This is a genomic window from Curtobacterium pusillum (genome assembly GCF_007680845.1).
GTDB classification, from domain to species: domain Bacteria; phylum Actinomycetota; class Actinomycetes; order Actinomycetales; family Microbacteriaceae; genus Curtobacterium; species Curtobacterium pusillum_B.
In genome coordinates, this window is the sequence record NZ_VEIY01000009.1 from 1 (window position 1) to 19269 (window position 19269).

19 protein-coding genes and 3 tRNA genes are annotated in these 19269 nt (G+C 72.0%); 7 read left to right on the forward strand and 15 right to left on the reverse strand.

The annotated features are described in order from the left end of the window. Nucleotides 1–166 precede the first annotated feature (166 nt). A complete protein-coding gene (locus tag FS825_RS16320) occupies nucleotides 167–655 on the reverse strand; it encodes a MarR family winged helix-turn-helix transcriptional regulator (RefSeq protein ID WP_186377301.1) in 489 nt (162 codons plus the stop codon). A 71-nt stretch (nucleotides 656–726) separates the two neighbouring features. Here FS825_RS16320 and FS825_RS16325 point away from each other — a divergent pair, with 71 nt between their 5' ends. Further along, on the forward strand, nucleotides 727–4296 hold the full coding sequence (locus FS825_RS16325; protein ID WP_144715113.1) for a proline dehydrogenase family protein: 3570 nt from the start codon (nucleotides 727–729) through the stop codon (nucleotides 4294–4296). Next, the gene (locus FS825_RS16330) at nucleotides 4289–5020 is read left to right on the forward strand and encodes a tyrosine-protein phosphatase (protein WP_144715115.1); all 732 of its coding nucleotides are present in this window, start codon (nucleotides 4289–4291) and stop codon (nucleotides 5018–5020) included. The genes FS825_RS16325 and FS825_RS16330 overlap by 8 nt, the downstream gene beginning before the upstream one ends. 10 nt (nucleotides 5021–5030) lie before the next feature. Here FS825_RS16330 and FS825_RS16335 read toward each other — a convergent pair whose 3' ends face one another. Genes FS825_RS16335 through FS825_RS16350 form a run of 4 tightly spaced genes read right to left on the reverse strand, consistent with a single transcriptional unit; the run spans nucleotide 5031 to nucleotide 7241 of the window. Further along, the gene (locus FS825_RS16335; protein ID WP_144715117.1) at nucleotides 5031–5228 is read right to left on the reverse strand and encodes a hypothetical protein; all 198 of its coding nucleotides are present in this window, start codon (nucleotides 5226–5228) and stop codon (nucleotides 5031–5033) included. A gap of 30 nt (nucleotides 5229–5258) precedes the next feature. After that, the gene (locus FS825_RS16340; RefSeq protein WP_144715118.1) at nucleotides 5259–5822 is read right to left on the reverse strand and encodes a dihydrofolate reductase family protein; all 564 of its coding nucleotides are present in this window, start codon (nucleotides 5820–5822) and stop codon (nucleotides 5259–5261) included. A 46-nt stretch (nucleotides 5823–5868) separates the two neighbouring features. Beyond that, entirely contained in the window at nucleotides 5869–6249 is a 381-nt protein-coding gene (locus FS825_RS16345; RefSeq protein WP_144715120.1) for a hypothetical protein, read from the reverse strand. Then, nucleotides 6246–7241 carry an SDR family oxidoreductase gene (locus FS825_RS16350; protein WP_144715122.1) on the reverse strand — a complete coding sequence of 332 codons (996 nt, stop codon included), beginning with the start codon at nucleotides 7239–7241 and terminating at the stop codon, nucleotides 6246–6248. Before FS825_RS16350 ends, FS825_RS16345 begins: the two co-directional genes overlap by 4 nt. Nucleotides 7242–7363: 122 nt before the next feature. Here FS825_RS16350 and FS825_RS16355 point away from each other — a divergent pair, with 122 nt between their 5' ends. Continuing rightward, nucleotides 7364–7999 carry a hypothetical protein gene (locus tag FS825_RS16355; protein WP_144715124.1) on the forward strand — a complete coding sequence of 212 codons (636 nt, stop codon included), beginning with the start codon at nucleotides 7364–7366 and terminating at the stop codon, nucleotides 7997–7999. Here the strand turns inward: FS825_RS16355 and FS825_RS16360 are convergent. From FS825_RS16360 to FS825_RS16380, 5 genes are all read right to left on the reverse strand, one after another. After that, complete coding sequence (locus tag FS825_RS16360) at nucleotides 7985–9250, reverse strand: phosphatidylserine decarboxylase family protein (RefSeq protein ID WP_144715126.1); 1266 nt, start codon at nucleotides 9248–9250, stop codon at nucleotides 7985–7987. The genes FS825_RS16355 and FS825_RS16360 overlap by 15 nt on opposite strands. 46 nt (nucleotides 9251–9296) lie before the next feature. Continuing rightward, nucleotides 9297–10079, reverse strand: coding sequence for a YqjF family protein (locus FS825_RS16365; RefSeq protein ID WP_260981288.1), 783 nt, complete (start codon nucleotides 10077–10079; stop codon nucleotides 9297–9299). Beyond that, on the reverse strand, nucleotides 10076–10909 hold the full coding sequence (locus FS825_RS16370) for a nitroreductase family protein (RefSeq protein WP_144715128.1): 834 nt from the start codon (nucleotides 10907–10909) through the stop codon (nucleotides 10076–10078). The genes FS825_RS16365 and FS825_RS16370 overlap by 4 nt, the downstream gene beginning before the upstream one ends. 17 nt (nucleotides 10910–10926) lie before the next feature. After that, nucleotides 10927–11232, reverse strand: coding sequence for a hypothetical protein (locus FS825_RS16375; RefSeq protein WP_186377302.1), 306 nt, complete (start codon nucleotides 11230–11232; stop codon nucleotides 10927–10929). Between the two features lie 76 nt (nucleotides 11233–11308). After that, nucleotides 11309–11746, reverse strand: coding sequence for an Lrp/AsnC family transcriptional regulator (locus FS825_RS16380; RefSeq protein WP_144715132.1), 438 nt, complete (start codon nucleotides 11744–11746; stop codon nucleotides 11309–11311). Nucleotides 11747–11989: 243 nt separating this feature from the next. Here FS825_RS16380 and ddaH point away from each other — a divergent pair, with 243 nt between their 5' ends. After that, nucleotides 11990–12880, forward strand: a complete 891-nt coding sequence (gene ddaH, locus FS825_RS16385) for a dimethylargininase (protein ID WP_144715133.1) — start codon at nucleotides 11990–11992, stop codon at nucleotides 12878–12880. Then, on the forward strand, nucleotides 12880–14103 hold the full coding sequence (gene rocD / locus FS825_RS16390) for an ornithine--oxo-acid transaminase (RefSeq protein ID WP_144715135.1): 1224 nt from the start codon (nucleotides 12880–12882) through the stop codon (nucleotides 14101–14103). The genes ddaH and rocD overlap by 1 nt, the downstream gene beginning before the upstream one ends. 219 nt (nucleotides 14104–14322) lie before the next feature. Here rocD and FS825_RS16395 read toward each other — a convergent pair whose 3' ends face one another. Both FS825_RS16395 and FS825_RS16400 read right to left on the reverse strand, forming a co-directional pair. Continuing rightward, a complete protein-coding gene (locus FS825_RS16395) occupies nucleotides 14323–15315 on the reverse strand; it encodes an NAD-dependent epimerase/dehydratase family protein (protein ID WP_144715137.1) in 993 nt (330 codons plus the stop codon). Between the two features lie 58 nt (nucleotides 15316–15373). Next, on the reverse strand, nucleotides 15374–16018 hold the full coding sequence (locus tag FS825_RS16400) for a hypothetical protein (protein WP_144715139.1): 645 nt from the start codon (nucleotides 16016–16018) through the stop codon (nucleotides 15374–15376). Between the two features lie 208 nt (nucleotides 16019–16226). Between FS825_RS16400 and FS825_RS16405 the strand changes: the two genes are divergently transcribed. Further along, entirely contained in the window at nucleotides 16227–17237 is a 1011-nt protein-coding gene (locus tag FS825_RS16405) for an aldo/keto reductase family protein (protein ID WP_144715141.1), read from the forward strand. Between the two features lie 156 nt (nucleotides 17238–17393). On the opposite strand, the gene FS825_RS16410 is transcribed toward FS825_RS16405, so the two are convergent. The 3 genes from FS825_RS16410 to FS825_RS16420 form a co-directional block, all read right to left on the reverse strand. Beyond that, nucleotides 17394–17466: transfer RNA gene (locus tag FS825_RS16410), tRNA-Phe, on the reverse strand. A gap of 1 nt (nucleotide 17467) precedes the next feature. Next, nucleotides 17468–17544 (reverse strand) — tRNA-Asp (locus FS825_RS16415). 60 nt (nucleotides 17545–17604) lie between these two features. Next, nucleotides 17605–17677, reverse strand: a tRNA-Glu gene (locus tag FS825_RS16420). A gap of 300 nt (nucleotides 17678–17977) precedes the next feature. On the opposite strand from FS825_RS16420, the gene FS825_RS16425 reads away from it, so the two are divergent. Continuing rightward, nucleotides 17978–19249 carry a M23 family metallopeptidase gene (locus tag FS825_RS16425; protein WP_144715143.1) on the forward strand — a complete coding sequence of 424 codons (1272 nt, stop codon included), beginning with the start codon at nucleotides 17978–17980 and terminating at the stop codon, nucleotides 19247–19249. Nucleotides 19250–19269: the final 20 nt, after the last annotated feature.

Genomic DNA, 19269 nt, shown 5'->3' on the forward strand with positions numbered 1-19269 from the left:
TCCGCGGACGCCGCGAAGCTGCTCAACAGCACCTTCAAGACCGACGCGGTCAAGTCCGGCCTCCTCGTCGGCGTCGCCACCATCACCGCCCAGATCAAGTAAGACCGCACCACAGCACGAGAGACCGCCCCGTCCCGGTACCCGCCGGGACGGGGCTCTTCGTGTGTCAGGGCACGCGGTCGAGGACCTGGTCCGGATCCGGCTCGTCGGGGCCGATCGCGTCCTGGACGCGAGCGGAGACCGTCCGCAGCGTCCCGGCGTCCGTCCCCACGGGCCTCCAGAACAGCTCCTCGAGCGCACCCGTGTGCGCACGGATGCCGGCGAGCACCGCACGCCGGCCGTCCGGGGTCATCTCCACCCAGCTGCCGCGCCCGTCGGTCGGGCAGTCCGCCCGCTCGACCAGACCCCGCGCGACCATGCGGGTCACCTGGTGGCTGACCCGGGACTTCTCCCACCCGATGCCGGACGCGATGTCGCGGACCCGCAGCCGGTGGTCGGGCTCGCGGTGGAGGCCGATGAGGATCTCGAACTCCGGGATCGAGATGCCCGCACCCTGCTGGACGGCGTGGTCGAGCGCCCGGTCGAGGCGCCGCCAGACGTCGTGGTAGGCGTCCCACGTGGCCCAGTCGTGGCCGTCGACGCCCTCGTTCCCCATGGCGTCAGCGTATCCATGCCGCACTCGGCTCGCTCCGAGGTGCGGTCGGTGGTCCGGCATACGATCGACCCATGCCGCGCGCCCGACTGCAGGACTGCACCGACGACGCCGTCGCCCTCGTGCGGCGGTGGCTGGCGGCGTCCGCCGGGATCAAGCCGGACCCGGGTGCCGCCCGGTTGGCCGCAGCCCTGCAGGACGAGCACGGCCTCGACTTCACGCGCGGGTTCGTCGACAAGGTGATCCGCCCGGAAGACCCGCGGGTCGCCGCGCAGAACCTCGAGAAGGCCAGTCGGGACGTCCCCGAGTTCCTCGCCTGGCACCTCCGCGGAGCGGTGACGCTCGGCGGCGGCTTCGCGACGATGGCCCCGTGGGCGGTCATCCCCACCGCCCGGAAGATCCTGCGGCGGATGACCGGGCACCTCGTCATCGACGCGACGCCGGCGAAGCTCGGGCCGGCGCTCGCCAAGGTCGGCGGACCGGGCACGCGGCTGAACGTGAACCTCCTCGGCGAAGCGGTGCTCGGCAGCGCGGAGAGCGACCGACGGCTGCAGGGCACGATGGACCTGCTCGCCCGGGACGACGTCGACCACGTGTCCATCAAGGTGAGCTCGGTCGTGCCGCAGATGTCGATGTGGGCGTTCGACCAGACCGTCGAGCGCGTGGTCGACCGGCTCGTGCCGCTCTACCGGCTGGCGGCCGCGGCCCCGGTGCCGAAGTTCATCAACCTGGACATGGAGGAGTACCGCGACCTCGACGTCACGCTCGCGGTGTTCCGGACCCTGCTCGACCGCGACGAGTTCGCCGGGCTCGAAGCCGGGATCGTCCTGCAGGCGTACCTGCCCGACGCCGCCGGGGCGCTCGAGTCGTTGACCGCCTGGGCGCAGGAGCGCCGGGCCCGCGGCGGCGCACCGATCACGGTCCGGCTCGTCAAGGGCGCGAACCTCGCGATGGAACGTGTCGACGCGATCCTGCACGACTGGCCGCTCGCCACGTGGGGGTCCAAGCGGGAGACCGACACCGCCTACCTCCGACTCCTCGACGCCGCGCTCACGCCGGAGCGCATCGACGCGGTCCGCATCGGCGTCGCCGGGCACAACCTGTTCGACCTCGCCACCGCGTGGACCCTGGCCCAGCGCCGCGGGGTGACCGACGGGGTGCACGTCGAGATGCTCCTCGGCATGGCGTCCACGCACACCGATGCCGTCCGCGCCGACATCGGTCAGGTGCTCCTGTACACACCGGTCGTGCAGCCGGACCAGTTCGACTCCGCGATCGCCTACCTCGCCCGGCGCCTGCAGGAGAGCGCCAGCCCCGAGAACTTCATCGCGAGCGCGGCCGACATCGACCACGACGAGAGCGTGTTCGAGCGGGAGCGCGGTCGGTGGCTCGCCTCGATCGAAGCGCTCGACTCGCCCGACCCGGTGCCCGCCACCCACCGGACGCAGGACCGTTCCCGGCCGATCGGCGACCCGGTGCACCTGGACCGGTTCGAGAACGTGCCCGACACCGACCCGTCGATCGCGGCCAACCGGACGTGGGCGCTCGACGTCCTCCGGCGCGTCCCGCGGTCGCAGCTCGGCGCGCAGACGATCCGCGGGGCGAAGGTGGTCGACCGGTCGACGCTCGAACGGATCGTCGCCCGCACCGCCCAGGCCGGTGTGAACTGGGGGCGGCAGGACCCGTCCGACCGTGCCGAGCTGCTGGACCTCATCGCCCACGAGCTCCAGACCCGTCGTGCCGACCTCATCGAGGTGATGGCGGCGGAGACCGGCAAGACCCTGACCGAGGCCGACGCCGAGGTGAGCGAGGCGATCGACTTCGCGCACCACTACGCCGACAGCGCCCGGCACCTGGCCGTGCTCGACGGGGACGGCGCCCGGTACGTGCCGCCACGCCTCACCGTCGTGGTCCCGCCGTGGAACTTCCCCGTGGCGATCCCCGCCGGCGGTGTCCTGGCCGCACTCGCGGCCGGCAGCGGCGTCGTCCTCAAGCCCGCTCCCGAAGCGAAGCGCTGCGGTGCCCTGCTCGCCGACGTGCTCTGGGACGCCGGGGTCCCGCACTCCCTGCTGCAGCTCGTCGACCTCGACGAGGATCATCTCGGCCGCGACCTCGTCGCGCACCCCGCCGTCGACCGCATCGTCCTGACCGGGTCCGCCGACACCGCCCGGGCGTTCCGCTGGTGGCGTGCCGGGCTGCCGCTCACGGCGGAGACGAGCGGCAAGAACGCCATCGTCGTCACGCCGAGCGCGGACCTCGACCTCGCGGTGCAGGACATCGTGCAGTCGGCGTTCGGCCACGCCGGCCAGAAGTGCTCCGCCGCGTCCCTGGTGGTCCTCGTCGGGTCCGTGGGCGAGAGCGAGCGCTTCCGCCGGCAGCTCGTCGACGCCACCCGGACGCTCCGGGTGGCGTGGCCGGACGACCCCACGGCACAGATGGGCCCGGTGATCGCCGAGCCCGCCGGCAAGCTGCGCGCCGGGCTCACCGAGCTCGGCCCGGGGGAGTCCTGGCTCGTGCAGCCCGTCCCGCTGGACGACTCCGGCCGGCTCTGGTCCCCCGGGATCCGCGACGGCGTCCGCCCGGGCAGCGACTTCCACCAGACCGAGTACTTCGGACCGGTGCTCGGCATCATGCGGGCCGAGACCCTCGAGCAGGCGCTCGCGATCCAGAACGGCACCGACTACGGCCTGACCGCGGGGATCCACTCGCTCGACGCGGACGAGGTCGCGGACTGGATCGCCGGGGTCCAGGCGGGCAACCTGTACGTCAACCGCGGCACCACGGGCGCGATCGTCCGCCGGCAGCCGTTCGGCGGGTGGAAGCGCTCGGCGGTGGGCACCGGCACGAAGGCGGGCGGTCCGATGTACGTCGCGACGCTCGGCCGCTGGGAGCCCACTCCCCGGACCGTCCACAAGAGCATCCAGCTGCACGGGCTGCCACCGCGGGTGACGGCCGTGATCGAGGCGGCTCGGAGTGGGCTCTCGTTCGAGGAGTTCGACCAGGTCCGGGCGGGCGCACTGAGCGACGTCCGCGCGCGGGAGACCGAGTTCGGGGTCTCGCACGACCCCTCGGGGCTCGTCGTGGAGCGGAACGTGCTCCGCTGGCGGCCGCAGTCCGTGATCGTCCGGCAGGCCGAAGGCGCGACGACGGGCGACCTGGTGCGCGTGCTCGCCGCGGCGACGGCCGCCCGTGCCCACCTGCTGCTGAGCACCGCCCGCCCGCTGCCCGGCCCCCTCACGCAGCTGCTCGCCTCGAGCCGGTCGCCGCTCCACGTGGTGGACCACCTCGTCGAGACGGACGACGAGTTCCTGCGCCGCGCGGCCTCCGGCGACGTGTTCCGGCAGGACTGGTCGTCCGGCGACGACGAGCCGCAGGACGCGCTCGACGCCGTGCTGTCGCAGGGGCAGGACCGTCCCGCACCCACTGCCTTCGGCGGCCCGGGTGCCCGGATCCGGCTCGTCGGCGGCGACCCGCTCGCGCTCGAGGAAGCCCTCGGTGCCAGCGTCGACGTCGCGATCCACGACGGCCCCGTGGTCGAGGCGGGGATCATCGAGATGCTGCCGTTCCTCCGCGAGCAGTCGGTGTCGATCACCGCGCACCGCTTCGGCGACCTCGACCCGGACCTCTCGGAGCTCCGTGTCTGACGCCGGGCGCACGCTGCACGCCGACGGGCTGTTCAACGGCCGCGACCTCGGCGGCCTGCCCGTGCGCGACGGGGGCGTGACCCCGAGCGGCCGGGTCTTCCGCTCGGAGGGGGTCGACCGACTCACGCCCGCCGGGTGGGACGCCCTGCACGACGCGGGGATCCGCACGGTCGTCGACCTCCGAGCGCCGTCCGAGACCGCGAAGGACACCGGCGTGCGCCCGGACTGGCTCACCACCGTCGTCGTCGACCACGACGGACTCGACGACGCCCCGGCGTTCTGGTCGGCCTACTGGGAGACCGGGCTCGTCGGCACTCCGCTGTACTACGGCCCGCACCTCGCCGAGCTCCCGGAACGGACGGGTGCGGCGCTCCGCGCGGTCGCACGTGCCGAACCGGGCGGCGTCTTGTTCCACTGCGCCGGCGGCCGGGACCGCACGGGCATCGTCGCGCTTACCCTCCTGACGATCGCCGGGGTCGAGCCCGAGGCGATCGTGGCGGACTACCTCGTCACGGTCGACAACGCGCCGGCGTTGCTCGCGTCGATCGGGGTGCCGTCGAACGAAGACCGGATCGAGGCGCTCTGCGCGGAGCACGGCACCACGGTCGAGGGGGCGTTCCGTGCGGCACTCGCCGGGTTCGACGTGGAGCGGTTCACGGCGGCGTCCGGCCTCGACGCCGCCGACCTGGAGGCGCTGCGCACCTTCCGCGCACCGGCCGCCTGACCGCGGACCGTCAGTCCTCGGTGTCGCCCGCTTCCTCGTCCTCGACGCCCGTCTCGTCCATCCGGTCCCGCAGGTGGTCGGCCATCGCCCCGGCGCCCTCGCCGTGGTGGTCGTGGTCGACCTGCTCGATGAGGCCGCGCAGCTTCTCGTGGTTCGTGGCGTCGGTCGCGCCGTCCATGACGGGCTCGGTCTGTTCGTGATCGCTCATGCCCACGACGCTACGCCGGGCGGATGGGCGTCACGCGTCCGAGCGCGCTTCCCGGTGCGCCGCCGCTGACGACCGGTAGCGCAGCTCGACTGCGCCGCCGTCGAACGTCGTCGTGCCGACCAGGTCGAACACCGGCGTCGGCGCGGCGACGGGCAGGAGCGGCGAGCCCGCCCCGAGCGCGATCGGCATCACGGTGACCCGGAGCTCGTCGAGCAGCCCGGCCTCCTGGTACTGCGCCGCAAGCAGTCCGCCCCCGACGACCCAGAGCTCCCGCGGCCCCGCGGCGCGTTCGAGGTCGGCGTGGTGGTCGGCGACCGACCCGGAGACGAAGTGCACCTCCGCTCCGGCGGGCACCGGCAGGTGTCGTGACGTGAAGACCCAGGTCGGCAGGTCCGGGTACGGCCAGGTCTCGTCGTGGGCGAGCAGCCACTCGTACGTCGTCGACCCCATCGCGACGGCGCCGACCCCGGCGAAGAACCGGTCGAACTGCTCCTGGAACGGTGCGAACCCGAACCGCAGCAGCCAGTCGAGGTCGTCCCCGGGGGCGGCGACGAACCCGTCGAGGGACGAGGCGACGAAGTAGGTCGTGGTCATGCCCGCGACGGTACCGACGCCCACCGACGTCCTGGGGAGTGCTCCGCTACCGTCCCCGGCGCCGGCCGCCGGGTCCGACGAGCAGTGCCTCGGCGACGGCGAGTCCGACCGCGACGAGCAGCTGGCCCACCGCGAAACGACGCCGCCGGCGGTCGACCACCGCGAGCGGCACCATCGACACGGCGTGCGTGGCGTCGACGAGCGTCGCGAGGGTGTGCGCCGTCGGGGACCCGTTCCGCGCCAGCAGCCCGGCCTGCGCGAGCTGCCGGACGCCGAGCACGCGGTGGAACCACACGGTCCCGTCCTCGTCCCGCCCCGTGCTCCCGGAGGTCCGGGCAGCGCGGACGAGGTGTGCCACCCCGAGCGCGGCCCGAGCGGCCTCGACCGCGGTGGCCCGGTTCGAGCGACGCTCGCGCCGGCGGGTCACCGCCGGCGTCCCGCCGCGAGGGCCAGGGCGCCGGCCGCGCCGACGACCGCACCGATGATGCCGTTCCCGAGCCGGCGGTGCTCCACCCACCAGGTCTGCGGGGACCAGTCGTGCGCGGTCTCGTCGAACACCCCGTGTGCCCCGTGGTCGCCCGGGATCGGCTCGTACAGGTTGTCGCCGAGCTCCTGCCCGTCCTTCTCGGGGTCCTGCTGCCCGGACACCAGCGTCTTCGCGGCGTACCAGTCGGCGAAGCGCCCGCTGATCCGGTTGCCGAGGATCGTGTAGACGGTGGACTCGCCGACCCAGGTCCGGCGACGGGGGCGTTCTGCCACCGTGGCGATCGCTCGCGCGCCGACCTCGGGCTGGTAGATCGGGGCGACGGGCTGCGGGTGGTGCGGCAGCTTCGACTTCACCCACTGGAACTGGATGGTGTTGAGCGCCGGCATGTCGACCCGGGACACCTGCACGTGGCTGCCCTGCTCGAGGAGCTCGGACACCACGGACTCGGTGAATCCGACGATCGCGTGCTTCGCCCCGCAGTACGCGGCCTGGAGCGGGATCCCGCGGAACCCGAGCGCCGAGCCGACCTGGATCACCTGCCCGTGGTCGCGCGGGACCATCCGGGACAGCGCGGCCCGCGTGCCGTTGACGAACCCGAGGTAGGTGACGTGCAGTGCGCGCTCGAAGTCCTCCGGCGCCGTGTCGAGGAACCGGCCGAACACGCCGACCATCACCCCGTTCACCCACAGGTCGATCGGCCCGAGTTCCCGTTCGATCCGGTCGGCCGCGGCCTCGACGGACTCGCGGTCGGACACGTCGGCGACCAGGGCGAGCCCGCGGCGTCCGGCTGCCTCGACCTCGGCCACCGCGGCGTCCACGCCGTCGCGGCCACGGGCGAGGACGGCCACGTCCCACCCCCGTGCAGCAAGCTCCCGGACCGTCGCCCGTCCCAGTCCCGCTGATCCACCGGTCACCACTGCCACTCGCGTCATGGTTCCCGTTGTACCGACCGCGATCGTCCCCGCACCCAGCCGTTGTCCCCCGGCAGCCCCGGCCGCCCCGGCAGCGCCCGGCCGCCCGGCCCGGATGTCGACGGGGGAGCAGGATGGCCCCCGTGGAGACCCGAGACGACGACGACGTCACGACCCCGGCACCGGCACCAGCACCGGCACCGCCCGACTGGGCGCTCCGGACGCCGATCCGGCCGCACGAGGTCTGGACGCTGCCGGCCCTCGCCCTCGTCCTCGCAGCGGGCTTCGTCGCGCTCGGTGTGCTGTTCGGCGGCGTCCTCGCGTTCGTCGTCGGCATCGTCGCGGCGGCGATCGCGACCGCCGTGGCGATCACCCTCGCCGTGACCGGATGGTCCGCCTACGCCGAACAGACCCGGGGCGCATCCTGGCGACACCACGTGGCCCTGATCGTGAGCGGGGTGACGCTCGCGGTCGTGGCCGCGCTCGCGGGGCTCCTGGTGGCCGGTTCCATCGGCGTCTCGGTCGGCCTGCTCGTCGGCGTCCCGTCGGCGTTCCGGTTCGCTCGCGTCGTCCCCCGGTTCGACCACCTCGCCGTCGCGTGGGCGACGGTCGCGTTCGCGTCGGGCTGCGCCGTGCTCGTGCTGCTCGGGCTCGTCGTGCCCGAGCTGCCCGAGTACCGCGCGGGCGCCTGGGTCGGCGTCGGCGCCGTCCTCGCCGCCTTCAGCATCGTGGTCGCCGCCGTCGAGTTCCGCCGCGCGGCCCGCTCACCCCGCGACTGACCCCCGTCGCGCCGTCGCCAGGTGCGCCCGGACGTGCAGCAGCGTCGGCTCCTCCTCCGGCGCCTGCGGCACGGCCTCGAGCGAGAACGACTCCACGACGCCGGGTCCGAACAGCACGCAGACCGTCGAGCCGCCGAGCTGGAAGTACCCGAGCTCGTCGCCCTTGCCGACGCGGACGCCCGCCTCGAGGCCGTCCCCGATCACGCACGACGACACGTCCGACATCCCGATGAACGCCACGGCCACGAGCCCGATCGCCGGGTCGTCCGCGTCGATCACGAACACCGCCCGGGTCGCGACGTGCGCGAGGTACGCCTGTGACAGCGTCGGTTCCGCGGCCTCGGTGCCCTGGGCGTCGGCCTCCGAGTAGTACGTCCCGGGCTCCACCCAGGCCCGGACGATCCGTCCGGCGACCGGGCTGTGCCAGCGGTGGTACTCGAGCGCGCTGAGGAACGCCTGCCACACCGTGCCACCGACGAATGCGTCGACCGACTCGTCACCGGCGAGCAGCTCGTCGACCGAGTACGGCTCGGCCTTCGCCCAGAACTCGTCGCGGCGGTGCACGCGGCTGGCGATCCGGTACGGCGTCGCCTCGCACGGGCTGACGACGACCGCGTCGTCCTCGGGCGACGCGACCGGTCGCTCTCCCTCGCGGAACCGGCGTGTGAAGAAGTCGTTCCAGGACGTGAAGCCCCAGTGCTCGTCGTCCGGGTCGTGCTCGAACTGGTCCATCCCGACGGCGCGACGGGCCGCATCGCTCCGCCACCCGGACGGTGCGTCGGTGAGGACCCCGAGGGACTTGTCGCTGGACAGGAACTCGCACCAGCCCTGCAGGGTCCCGCGCAGCGCGTCGTTCACGCGCGGGTCCCGGTAGAACGCGAACCCCGCGGAGGTCGACTTCGTCCAGTCGAGCACCCCGTCGAGCGGGGTCATGACCATCTGCTCGTCGCTGTACTCCGGCGCCGTGGTGATGACCTCGTCCACCAGGACGAGCAGCTCCTCGAAGCTCTCGAGGTGCCGGTCGCGGTAGTCCCGGCCGGACGGCACCTGCGCGATCATCTCGTGCGCGTGCATGCGGAGGACGGGGTCACCCTCCACCAGGTCGCGGAGCGCCGCGACCGCCGGGTGCAGGGCACGGTCCGGGTCACGGTCGGCGATGGCGTCGCGCCGTCCGCGGAGCCAGGCCTCCAGCCCGTCCTGGTCTGCCGGGAGCCACCGTGCACGGCGGCGGACGTCTGGGGATGCAGTCACACGACGGACGGTACCGTCACGGCACCTCCCGCGGTCCCAGCGACCGTCAGCGTCCGAGCCCGAACCGGGTCACGACCCCGGGGGAGTACAGGACCGAGTCCGGCGTCAGCTCGGTCAGCGCGAACGGCAGCCCCGCGGCACCGACCAGGTCGTCCCGCAGCGAGACGACCGTGGCGCGGTGCAGCGGCCACGACTCGTGCTCGTTCGGCCAGAACCGGATCCGTCCGAAGCGGTGCACGTGCATGCCCCACCGTGCGGTGAGGAACGTCTCGAGGGCGGTCGGCTCCTCGACGAGCGGGCCGGTGCGGAGGTCGACCAGGGAGCGCAGGTGCGTCCCGTGTCGACGCACCGCGTACGCGACCCGGTCCGCCGCGGGCCGCCGCTGCTGCGCCACCGCCCACTTGTACGGCAGCCCGGTCGCGACCCGCGCACCGACGGTCGGCGCGAGCTTGCCGGCGTCGAGCGACAGGAACACCACGCCGCGCTGCCCGCGGTCGTCCACCGTGTAGACGCGGACGTTCACCTCGACGAAGTCGCCGACGCGTCCGACGGACACCGGCGGGAACCGGGTGTCCGTGAACCGGAACGCGATGAGGCCGACCCAGGTGGTCACACCGTCGTCGACGCCGTCGACGCCGAGGGTGTCCGGCCGGGTGCCGGCCGGCAGGAGGGGCGCGACGGCGGACACGTCGACACGCCAGTGCACGAAGACGACGTCCCGCCACGCCTGTTCGATCCAGGGGCGTCCGGTGAGTCCGGGAGCGACGGCCTGCACCGACGGCACGGCCTGGAGGCGCGGCTCGCCTCCGCCGGGGACGGTCGCGTTCACGGGGTGGTCGCCTCCGGGGCGATGTGCCCCGCCACGGGCGCGTCGTCCCACCCCTGCTGCGGGGTGTCGCAGGTCCCGCGGAACACGTACTGCGACGGGCGCTTCCGCTCGCTCGACGTCCAGTCGATCGCTGGGCGCCGGCGTTCCGGCGGCAGGTACCCGATCCGGTACACGGCCATCAGTTCGAGCGACTCGGGGACCCGGAGCAGGCCCTCGATCTCGGCCCACGCACCAGGGGTCTCCATCGGGAACGACACGAACTGGATGCCGAGTCCGAGCTCGGTGGTGGCGAGCCAGATGTTCTCCATCGCCGCACCCATGCTGAACACCGAGTAGAAGCCGGACAGCTCCTCCTTCCGGTACTCGTGCCGGTCGAGCATCACGCCGAGGAGCAGCGGCGACCCGGCGACGAGCTTCCGGTTCTCCTCACCGAGGGTCTGCGGCACCCGGAGCGTGTTCATGAGCAGCTGGCCGCGCTTGGTGAACACCTGCTTCGTGAACGGCTTGAGCGGCCCGGGGAGCTTGTCGAACAGCATCCCGTCCCGCCGCTCGTCCATCTCGGCCGCCGAGAACCGGAAGTACGGCTTGTACCGCTCGAAGAACGTGCCCTCGGCCATCGTCCGGGTCATCGACGAGCCGCTGATCCGGGCGACCTGGTCGATCGTCTCGCGCTCCTCGACGAGGACGAACCGCCACGGCTGACTGTTGAGCTGCGACGGCGCCCGCCCCGCGAGCTCCATGAGCAGGCGCTGGTGCTCCTCGGAGACCGGGTCGGGCAGGAACGCCCCGTTCGTGGTCCGACGTCGCCGGATCGCCTCGAACAACTCCACCGTGCACCTCTCTCCGGTCACCGACGTGCGAGCAACGCCCCCAGGTAGGACGGCGCAGCGGCGACCGCGACTCTCCAGTGTGCTCCGGAGCGTGGGTTCGTGCGTGGCGCGACCGCCAGCGGCACGAGTGCGGGGAGCAGGAACAGCGCCGATCGGTCGCGGGTCCACGCCGGGGTGGTCGCGGCGGCACCGGTCAGGGTCGCGGTGACGACGAAGAGCCCGTGGTGGACGACCCGCAGCTTCTTCGTCCGGATGAGCCGGACGGCGACGGCGGTGCCCCAGAGGCAGTTCGCGACGTAGGCCAGCGCGGCTGCGGTGACCATCCGCCGGGCCGTGCGTGAGCCCGTGGGGGCCGAGCCGCGCCTCCCGGCCATCGCCTTCCGTCCCATCTGCCGAACGTTACGCGGAGTCCCGACTGACGAGCTTGGAGAGCACGATCGCGGAGCGGGTGTGGTCGACCTGGGGTGCGAGGCGGACCTTGTCGAGCGCTTCCTCGAGCGCGGACAGGTCCTTCGAGCGCATGTGCACCACGGCGTCCGCGCTGCCGGTGACGGTACCGGCGTCGATGACCTCGGGAACGGTGTCGAGCAGGGAGCGGAGTTCGTCGGGGGAGACGGTGCCACGGCAGTAGAGCTCGACCCAGGCCTCGGTGCCACGGTCCTCCACGGCGGGGTCGACCTTGATCGTGAAGCCCTGGATGACCCCGTCGCCGACGAGCCGGTCGACACGGCGCTTCACGGCCGAGGCCGAGAGTCCGACCACCGACCCGATGTCGCCGTACCCGGCGCGGGCGTTGTCCCGGAGCTGGTCCAGGATGCGGTGGTCGAGCGAATCCATTGCCCTCATGCTACGCGGAGTTCTTGCACGACCCATGGTTCCCGCGCACGAAACGTGCGTCCCCGAACGGGTGTCGTCGCCCCGCAGAGTGGGGGACTGCACCCGCCGGACGGGGTGTGCGAGACTTTCGACGGCGTCGACCTGGTCCGCTACGGCGAGTGAGCCTGCATCTCGCCGGAGCTCTGCAACTCGTCCAGTGGTGGTTCCTGGCAGGCTCGGGCCCCGGTCCCTCCAGGAGGACTGATGTCGAACACCGCTCCCGAATCCCTCGCCGCCCCGGCCCGCGTCGCCACGAAGCGCACGATCCTCATGTGCAAGCCGGACTTCTACACCGTCAGCTACCGGATCAACCCGTGGATGCACCCGGAGGACCCGACCGACACGTCGAAGGCCGTGCAGCAGTGGCAGTCGCTCGTCGACGTGTACGAGCAGCTCGGCTTCGACATCTCGTACATCGACCCGATCGACGGCCTGCCCGACATGGTCTACGCGGCCAACGGCGGCTTCGTGCTCGACGGCGTCGCGTACGGCGCGAAGTTCCAGTACCCGGAGCGGCAGCCCGAGGGCCCGGCGTACATGGACTGGTTCCGCCAGGCCGGCCTGACCGTGGCCGACCCCGAGGAGACGAACGAGGGCGAGGGCGACTTCCTCCTCATCGGCGACACGATCTTCGCCGGCACCGGCTTCCGGTCGGACAGCACGTCGCACGAGGAACTCGCCCGCATCTACGGCCGCGAGGTCGTCACGCTCAAGCTGATCAACCCGAGCTTCTACCACCTCGACACCGCCATCGCCGTGCTCGACCCCGAGCCCGCGGCGGACGGCACGTCGAACATCGCGTACCTCGAGTCGGCCTTCGACGAGCCCTCGCTGGCGATCCTCCGCGAGCGCTTCCCGGACGCGATCATCGCGACCGAGGAGGACGCCGCGATCCTCGGGCTCAACTCGTACTCCGACGGGTACAACGTCGTGATCGCCGCGCGCGCCACCACGTTCGCGGAGCAGCTGCGCGACAAGGGCTACAACCCGATCGGCGTCGACCTGTCCGAGCTGCTCCTCGGCGGCGGCGGCGTCAAGTGCTGCACGCTCGACCTGCACCCGGTCGGCACCGGCACGTCGGTCGCCCGCTCCTGATGGGCACCGCAGTGGGGACCAACACGGCGGCCGCGCTCGCCGTGGAGGACCGCGCCCTCGCGCACAACTACAGCCCGCTGCCCGTCGTCATCGCCTCCGGCGACGGCGCGTGGGTGACGGACGTCGACGGCAAGCGCTACCTGGACGGCCTCGCCGCGTACTCCGCGGTGAACTTCGGCCACGGGAACCCCCGCCTGCTCGACGCCGCCCGGACCCAGCTCGACAAGGTGACGCTGACGAGCCGCGCGTTCGTGAACGACCAGCTCGGCCCGTTCGCCGCGGGACTCGCGGCGTTGACCGGGACCGACATGGTCCTGCCGATGAACACCGGCGCCGAGGCCGTCGAGTCCGCCATCAAGGTCGCGCGCGCCTGGGGCTACCGGGTGAAGGGCGTCCCGTCGGGGCAGGCCACGATCATCGTCGCGTCCGGCAACTTCCACGGCCGGACCACGACCATCGTGTCGTTCTCGGACGACCCCGTGGCGCACGACGACTTCGGCCCGTACACGCCCGGCTTCCGCACGGTGCCCTACGGCGACGCCGCTGCCCTGCGGGAGGCGATGGACGAGACCGTCGTCGCCGTGCTGCTCGAGCCGATCCAGGGCGAGGGCGGCGTGGTCATCCCGCCGGCGTCGTACCTCGGGGAGGTCCGTGCGGTCTGCGACGAGTTCGGCGCGCTGTTCGTCGCCGACGAGATCCAGTCCGGACTCGGGCGCACCGGGCACACGCTCGCGGTCCAGCGCGTCGGCGTCCGCCCCGACCTGATCACCCTCGGCAAGGCGCTCGGCGGCGGTATCGTCCCGGTGTCCGCGGTCGTCGGCTCGGCTTCGGTGCTGGGCGTCCTGCGCCCTGGCGAGCACGGCTCCACGTTCGGCGGGAACCCGCTCGCCGCGGCCGTCGGCTCCGAGGTCGTCGCGATGCTCGGCGAGGGCACGTTCCAACAGCGGGCGCTCGAGGGCGAACCGTTGCTGCGCGGACTGCTCGACGACCTCGTCGGGCAGGGCGTCGTGTCGCACCGCGTCGCCGGACTCTGGGCCGGGATCGACATCGACCCCGCGCTCGGCACCGGCAAGCAGATCTCGCAGGACCTCGCCGACCGGGGTGTGCTCGTGAAGGACACGCACGGGTCGACGATCCGGTTCGCGCCGCCGCTCGTCGTGACCGACGACGAGGTCCGGCTCGCTGTCGGCACCCTCGGCGAGGTGCTGGCCGCCCGCGCCTGACCCGCACTCCGCCGGGCCGGAGGCGCGGGGCGGACCCGCACCGCGCCTCCCGTCCACCGCCGCTCGCGCGTCGCCCGCGTCGCCGCCTCCCGGGCCGAACCACGGAACCGACGTCGAACCACGGCCTGCGCCCGGTTCGACGTCGGGAACATGGTTCGACCGCGACCGCGACCGCGACCGCGACCGCGACCGCCCCGCGGGCGCCCCGCGCGCGCCGCGTCAGACCGCCCAGCGCTCCGCGAGCTCGTCCATCAGCGCGTCGAGCCGCTCGTCGACCACCTGCTCCTCCGGGTGCGCCTCGAACCACGCGATCACCTCGCGCACGCCCTGCCGGTAGGGGATCCGCGCCCGGTACCAGGGCACGAGCGACCGCACCTTGCTGTTGTCGAACACCGAGCTGTTCGCCTTGTCACCGAGGAGCGCCGCGCCCCACTCCGGATCCACCGCGTTGATCGCATCCGCCGGCACGTGCACGATCTTGAGGTCCTCGACCCCGGCCGCCGCAGCGATCTCGTGCGCGATGGCGTTCCACGTCGGTGCCTCGTCGCTCGTGATCGTGAACGGTTCGCCGATCGCCTCCGCCCGGTCGAGCAGCCCCGTGAAGGCCACCGCGAAGTCCCGGCTGTGCGTGAGGGTCCACAGCGAGCTGCCGTCACCCGTGATGATGATCGGCTTGCCCGCGCGCATCCTTGCGACCGCGGTCCAGCCGCCCGTGAGGGGAAGCTTCGTCTCGTCGTACGTGTGCGACGGCCGGACGATCGTCACCGGGAAGTCCTGGTCCCGGTACGCCTCCATGAGGAGCTCCTCGCACGCGATCTTGTCCCGCGAGTACTGCCAGTACGGGTTCTTCAGCGGCGTCGACTCCGTGATCGGCAGGTGCGTCGCCGGGGTCTGGTACGCCGAGGCCGATGAGATGAACACGTACTGCCGCGTCCGACCGGCGAAGTAGTCGACGTCCGCCTGCACCTGGTCCGCCGTGAAGGCGACCCAGTTCACGACGACGTCCCAGCGGCGGTCGCCCAGCACCTCCGCCAGGGCGCTGCGGTCCGACACGTCGGCCTGGAGGCGTGTCACACCCTCCGGGATCGGCCTGCCCCCGGTGGTCCCGCGGTTGAGCACGGTGACGTCGAACCCCTGCTCGACGGCTTCGCGGACACAAGAGGCACTGATCACCCCGCTGCCGCCGATGAACAGCACGCTCGCTCCCGACATGGATGCTCCTTCGCTCCCGGCGGCGCTCCACTGCGCCGCACTCCCTCGATCCTGCACCTCAGGCGCTGGGCCGCGCGCCGAGGACCGTGCGCAGCGAAGAGACGTCAGCCGCCCACTCCGCAGCGACCGGGTCGATCCACCCGAGGAGTTCGATGGCGTAGTCGTGGTCGCGCTGGAGGTCACGCGCGTGGATGGGCTCGTGGTGCGCGGCCCGGTTCCGCACGAAGTGCAGTTGCTGCAGTCGACGCGTGACCTCGTTGCGTCGGACACGCAGGTCCGGCGGCCCGTGTGAGAACGCGCGGTGCAGATCGGGAACCCAGAGCGACGTGTGGTACCTCGACTCCACGAGGTAGCGCCAGAACCCGAAGCTGAGTTCCGCGATGACGCGACCGTGAACGCCCGCACGGCGCCCACCCCGGCTCGCACGCGCTCGTGCTTTCGCCAGGTCGGCTCGGCCCTGGCTGTCCAGTGGGACGTCGTCGAACCACGGCCCCGAGGTTCGTCGCGCCGCCCACTCGCGGAGTTCCCGGTCGAGAGCGTTGCGCGCGACGACCTCCACGATCCCCGTCAGTTCCATGACCGACGCGGACGCTCGCATGTTCCACTCGTACAGGCGAAGGGTGTCCGTGAACGTGCTCGTGCGCTCCACGTACGACCCGAGGCGCGCCGGGGTGATCAAGCGCTCCAGCTGGTGTTCCCGCACCGCGATCCCCTTCTGCTATCGTGGATCTCGAAGACCCCGGAACGATCCCTGGACCAGCCACATCGCCGGGGTTTCGTCTTGCCCTCGACCGGGACTGATACTCCACACTACAGTTGGCCGACCGTCGGGTGAACATGGGCTCCGCGTCGGGGGACTACCGTCACGGATCGAGCCGCACCGACGCGGCCACGACAGGAGTGACACGCACATGGAGTACCGCTACCTCGGCAACTCGGGCCTCAAGGTCTCCGAGATCACCTACGGCAACTGGCTCACCCACGCCTCCCAGGTCGAGAACGACGCCGCGATCGCCTGCGTCCGGGCCGCCCTCGACGTCGGCATCTCGACCTTCGACACCGCCGACGTCTACGCGAACACCGGCGCCGAGACCGTCCTCGGCGAAGCACTGAAGGGGGAGCGGCGGCAGTCGCTCGAGATCGCCACGAAGGTGTTCGGGCCGACGGGTCCGAAGGGCCACAACGACACGGGCCTGAGCCGGAAGCACATCCTCGAGTCGATCAACGGCTCCCTCGAACGCCTGCAGACCGACTACGTCGACCTGTACCAGGCGCACCGCTTCGACCACGAGACCCCGCTCGAGGAGACGATGATGGCCTTCGCCGACGTCGTCCGGCAGGGCAAGGCGCTGTACATCGGCGTGAGCGAGTGGACGGCGGAGCAACTCCGCGCCGGGCACGAGCTCGCCGACGACCTCGGCGTCCAGCTCATCTCGAACCAGCCGCAGTACTCGGCGCTCTGGCGGGTCATCGAGGGCGAGGTCGTGCCGGCCTCGAAGGAGCTCGGCATCTCGCAGATCGTCTGGTCGCCCATCGCGCAGGGTGTCCTGACGGGCAAGTACCAGCCGGGTCAGCCGCTGCCGGAGGGGTCGCGTGCCACGGACGACAAGGGCGGCGCGAAGATGATCTCGCGCTTCATGAACGACGAGGTGCTCACTGCGGTGCAGGACCTCAAGCCGATCGCGGACGAGTTGCACCTGTCGATGGCGCAGCTCGCCGTGGCCTGGGTGCTGCAGAACGAGAACGTCGCGTCGGCGATCATCGGCGCCTCACGGCCGGAGCAGGTGCACGACAACGCCGGCGCTGCCGGTGTGCAGATCCCCGCGGAGCTGATGTCCCGCATCGACGACGCCCTCGGCTCCGTGGTCGAGCGCGACCCGGCGAAGACGAACGACAGCAGCCCGAAGACCCGCGAGGCCTAGGCGCCCAGCTCGGGAGGCGCGGCGTGCGTCCGACGCGCACCGCGCCTCCCGGCCGTGGTCGCGTCCACCGCGCACCGCGGCCCACGCGCGCGGGTCAGGCTCGCAGGCCCCGGGGACGCGAAAAGGCCCCCTGCCGGAGCAGGGGGCCTCTCACTGTGGCTGGACACGGCATCGATCCGTGGACCTTTCGATTTTCAGTCGAACGCTCTACCAACTGAGCTATCCAGCCGTGGCGACCCTGACGGGACTTGAACCCGCGACCTCCGCCGTGACAGGGCGGCACGCTAACCAGCTGCGCTACAGGGCCATGTTGAATTGCTTGGTACTACCGGTCGTGCTCTGCTTGCTTGCTCACTCTCTCGGAGAGTGACCCCAACGGGATTCGAACCCGTGCTGCCGCCGTGAAAGGGCGGTGTCCTAGGCCACTAAACGATAGGGCCGCAAGCGGTGCAGTGCGCTACCGAGGGACAAGCATACGGATGGTCCTCGGGATTCACAAATCGGGCCCGGTGGCAGCGGATTCCCCGGCGTGTCGTGGGGTCGGGGCCGGTGTGCAGCACTTCACTCACCCTGGGGCACCAGGCCCCGATTCGTGCTGTCGATGTTCGGATGCGAGCATCGTCGTCGGCCCGTACCCCTCGTGCGAGGGGGTGTGCGGGTGCGACACCTGTTGTTACTGTTGCGCTTGTTAACAGTGTTACGTGCGTGAGCCTTGCCGCGCTGTTACGAAATCGAGATGTATGTCGACCTCACCATCGCTCTCACTCCGCCCCCGTCCCCGCCGCCGCTTCATCGCCGCCGCGGTCGCCGTCGCGCTCACCGCCGGCACGCTCGCGGCCCTCGCACCGGTGACCTCGGCCAGTGCGGCCTCGTACCCGAGCTGGTCGGACGTCGAGAAGGCGAAGGCCTCGAAGTCGGCGCAGCAGGTCAAGGTCACCGAGATCAAGGCGCTCATCGCTGACCTGACGTCGAAGGCCGCGGCGGCGAAGAAGGCCGCCGAGGCCGCGGGCACCGCCTACCAGACCGCCCAGACGAAGTACGACGACGCGACGCTCACGCAGCAGAAGCTCCAGGCGCAGGCGGACGACGCCGAGAAGACCGCCGCGGCGTCCGAGGAGCAGGCCGGGCAGCTCGCCGCCCAGCTCGGTCGGGCGAGCGCGAACAACGTGACGACCGACATCCTCACGCACCCCTCGAAGTCGAGCGACCTCCTCTACGAGCTCGGCGCGATGTCGAAGCTCAGCGAGCAGGCGGACGGCATCTACTCCCAGGCCTCGCAGGACCGGGGCGTCGCCCAGGGGCTCGCGGACAAGGCGGCCCGCGCGAAGGACGCCCTCGGCGACCTCGCCGACGCCGCGCAGGAGAAGATGCAGGCCGCGCAGACCGCCGCCGACGCCGCACAGTCGACGGTGGACGCGCAGGCCGACAACCAGGCCCGGCTCGAGTCGCAGCTCACCCTGCTCACCACGAACGAGTCGAACGTCGAGGCGCGCTACAACAAGGGCGTCCAGGTCGAGAAGGCACGGCAGGCGGCTCTCGCAGCAGCTGCCGCCAAGGCCGCGGCCACGAGCTCGGGCGGCACCGGTGGCGGTTCGCCGAACTCCTCCGGTTGGGTCCGTCCCGCCGGCGGGTACCAGACGAGCCCGTTCGGGTACCGCGTCGACCCGTACACGCACTACCGGGCACTGCACGCCGGCGTGGACCTCGCTCCCGCCTGCTACGCCCCGATCTACGCCGCCCACTCCGGCACCGTGACCTTCGCGGCGAACGGCGGCGGCTACGGCAACGAGGTCGTGCTCGACAACGGCGGCGGCATCTCCACCGCCTACGGGCACATCGTCGACGGCGGCATCCTCGTGTCCGTCGGCCAGCACGTCAGCGCTGGTCAGCAGATCGCGAAGATCGGTTCGACCGGCTGGTCGACCGGGTGCCACCTCCACTTCGAGACCCGGGTGAACGGCTCCGCCGTCGACCCGGTCCCCTTCATGGCTGCGCGGGGGATCTCGGTATGACCGTGTGCGCGCCCGAAAGG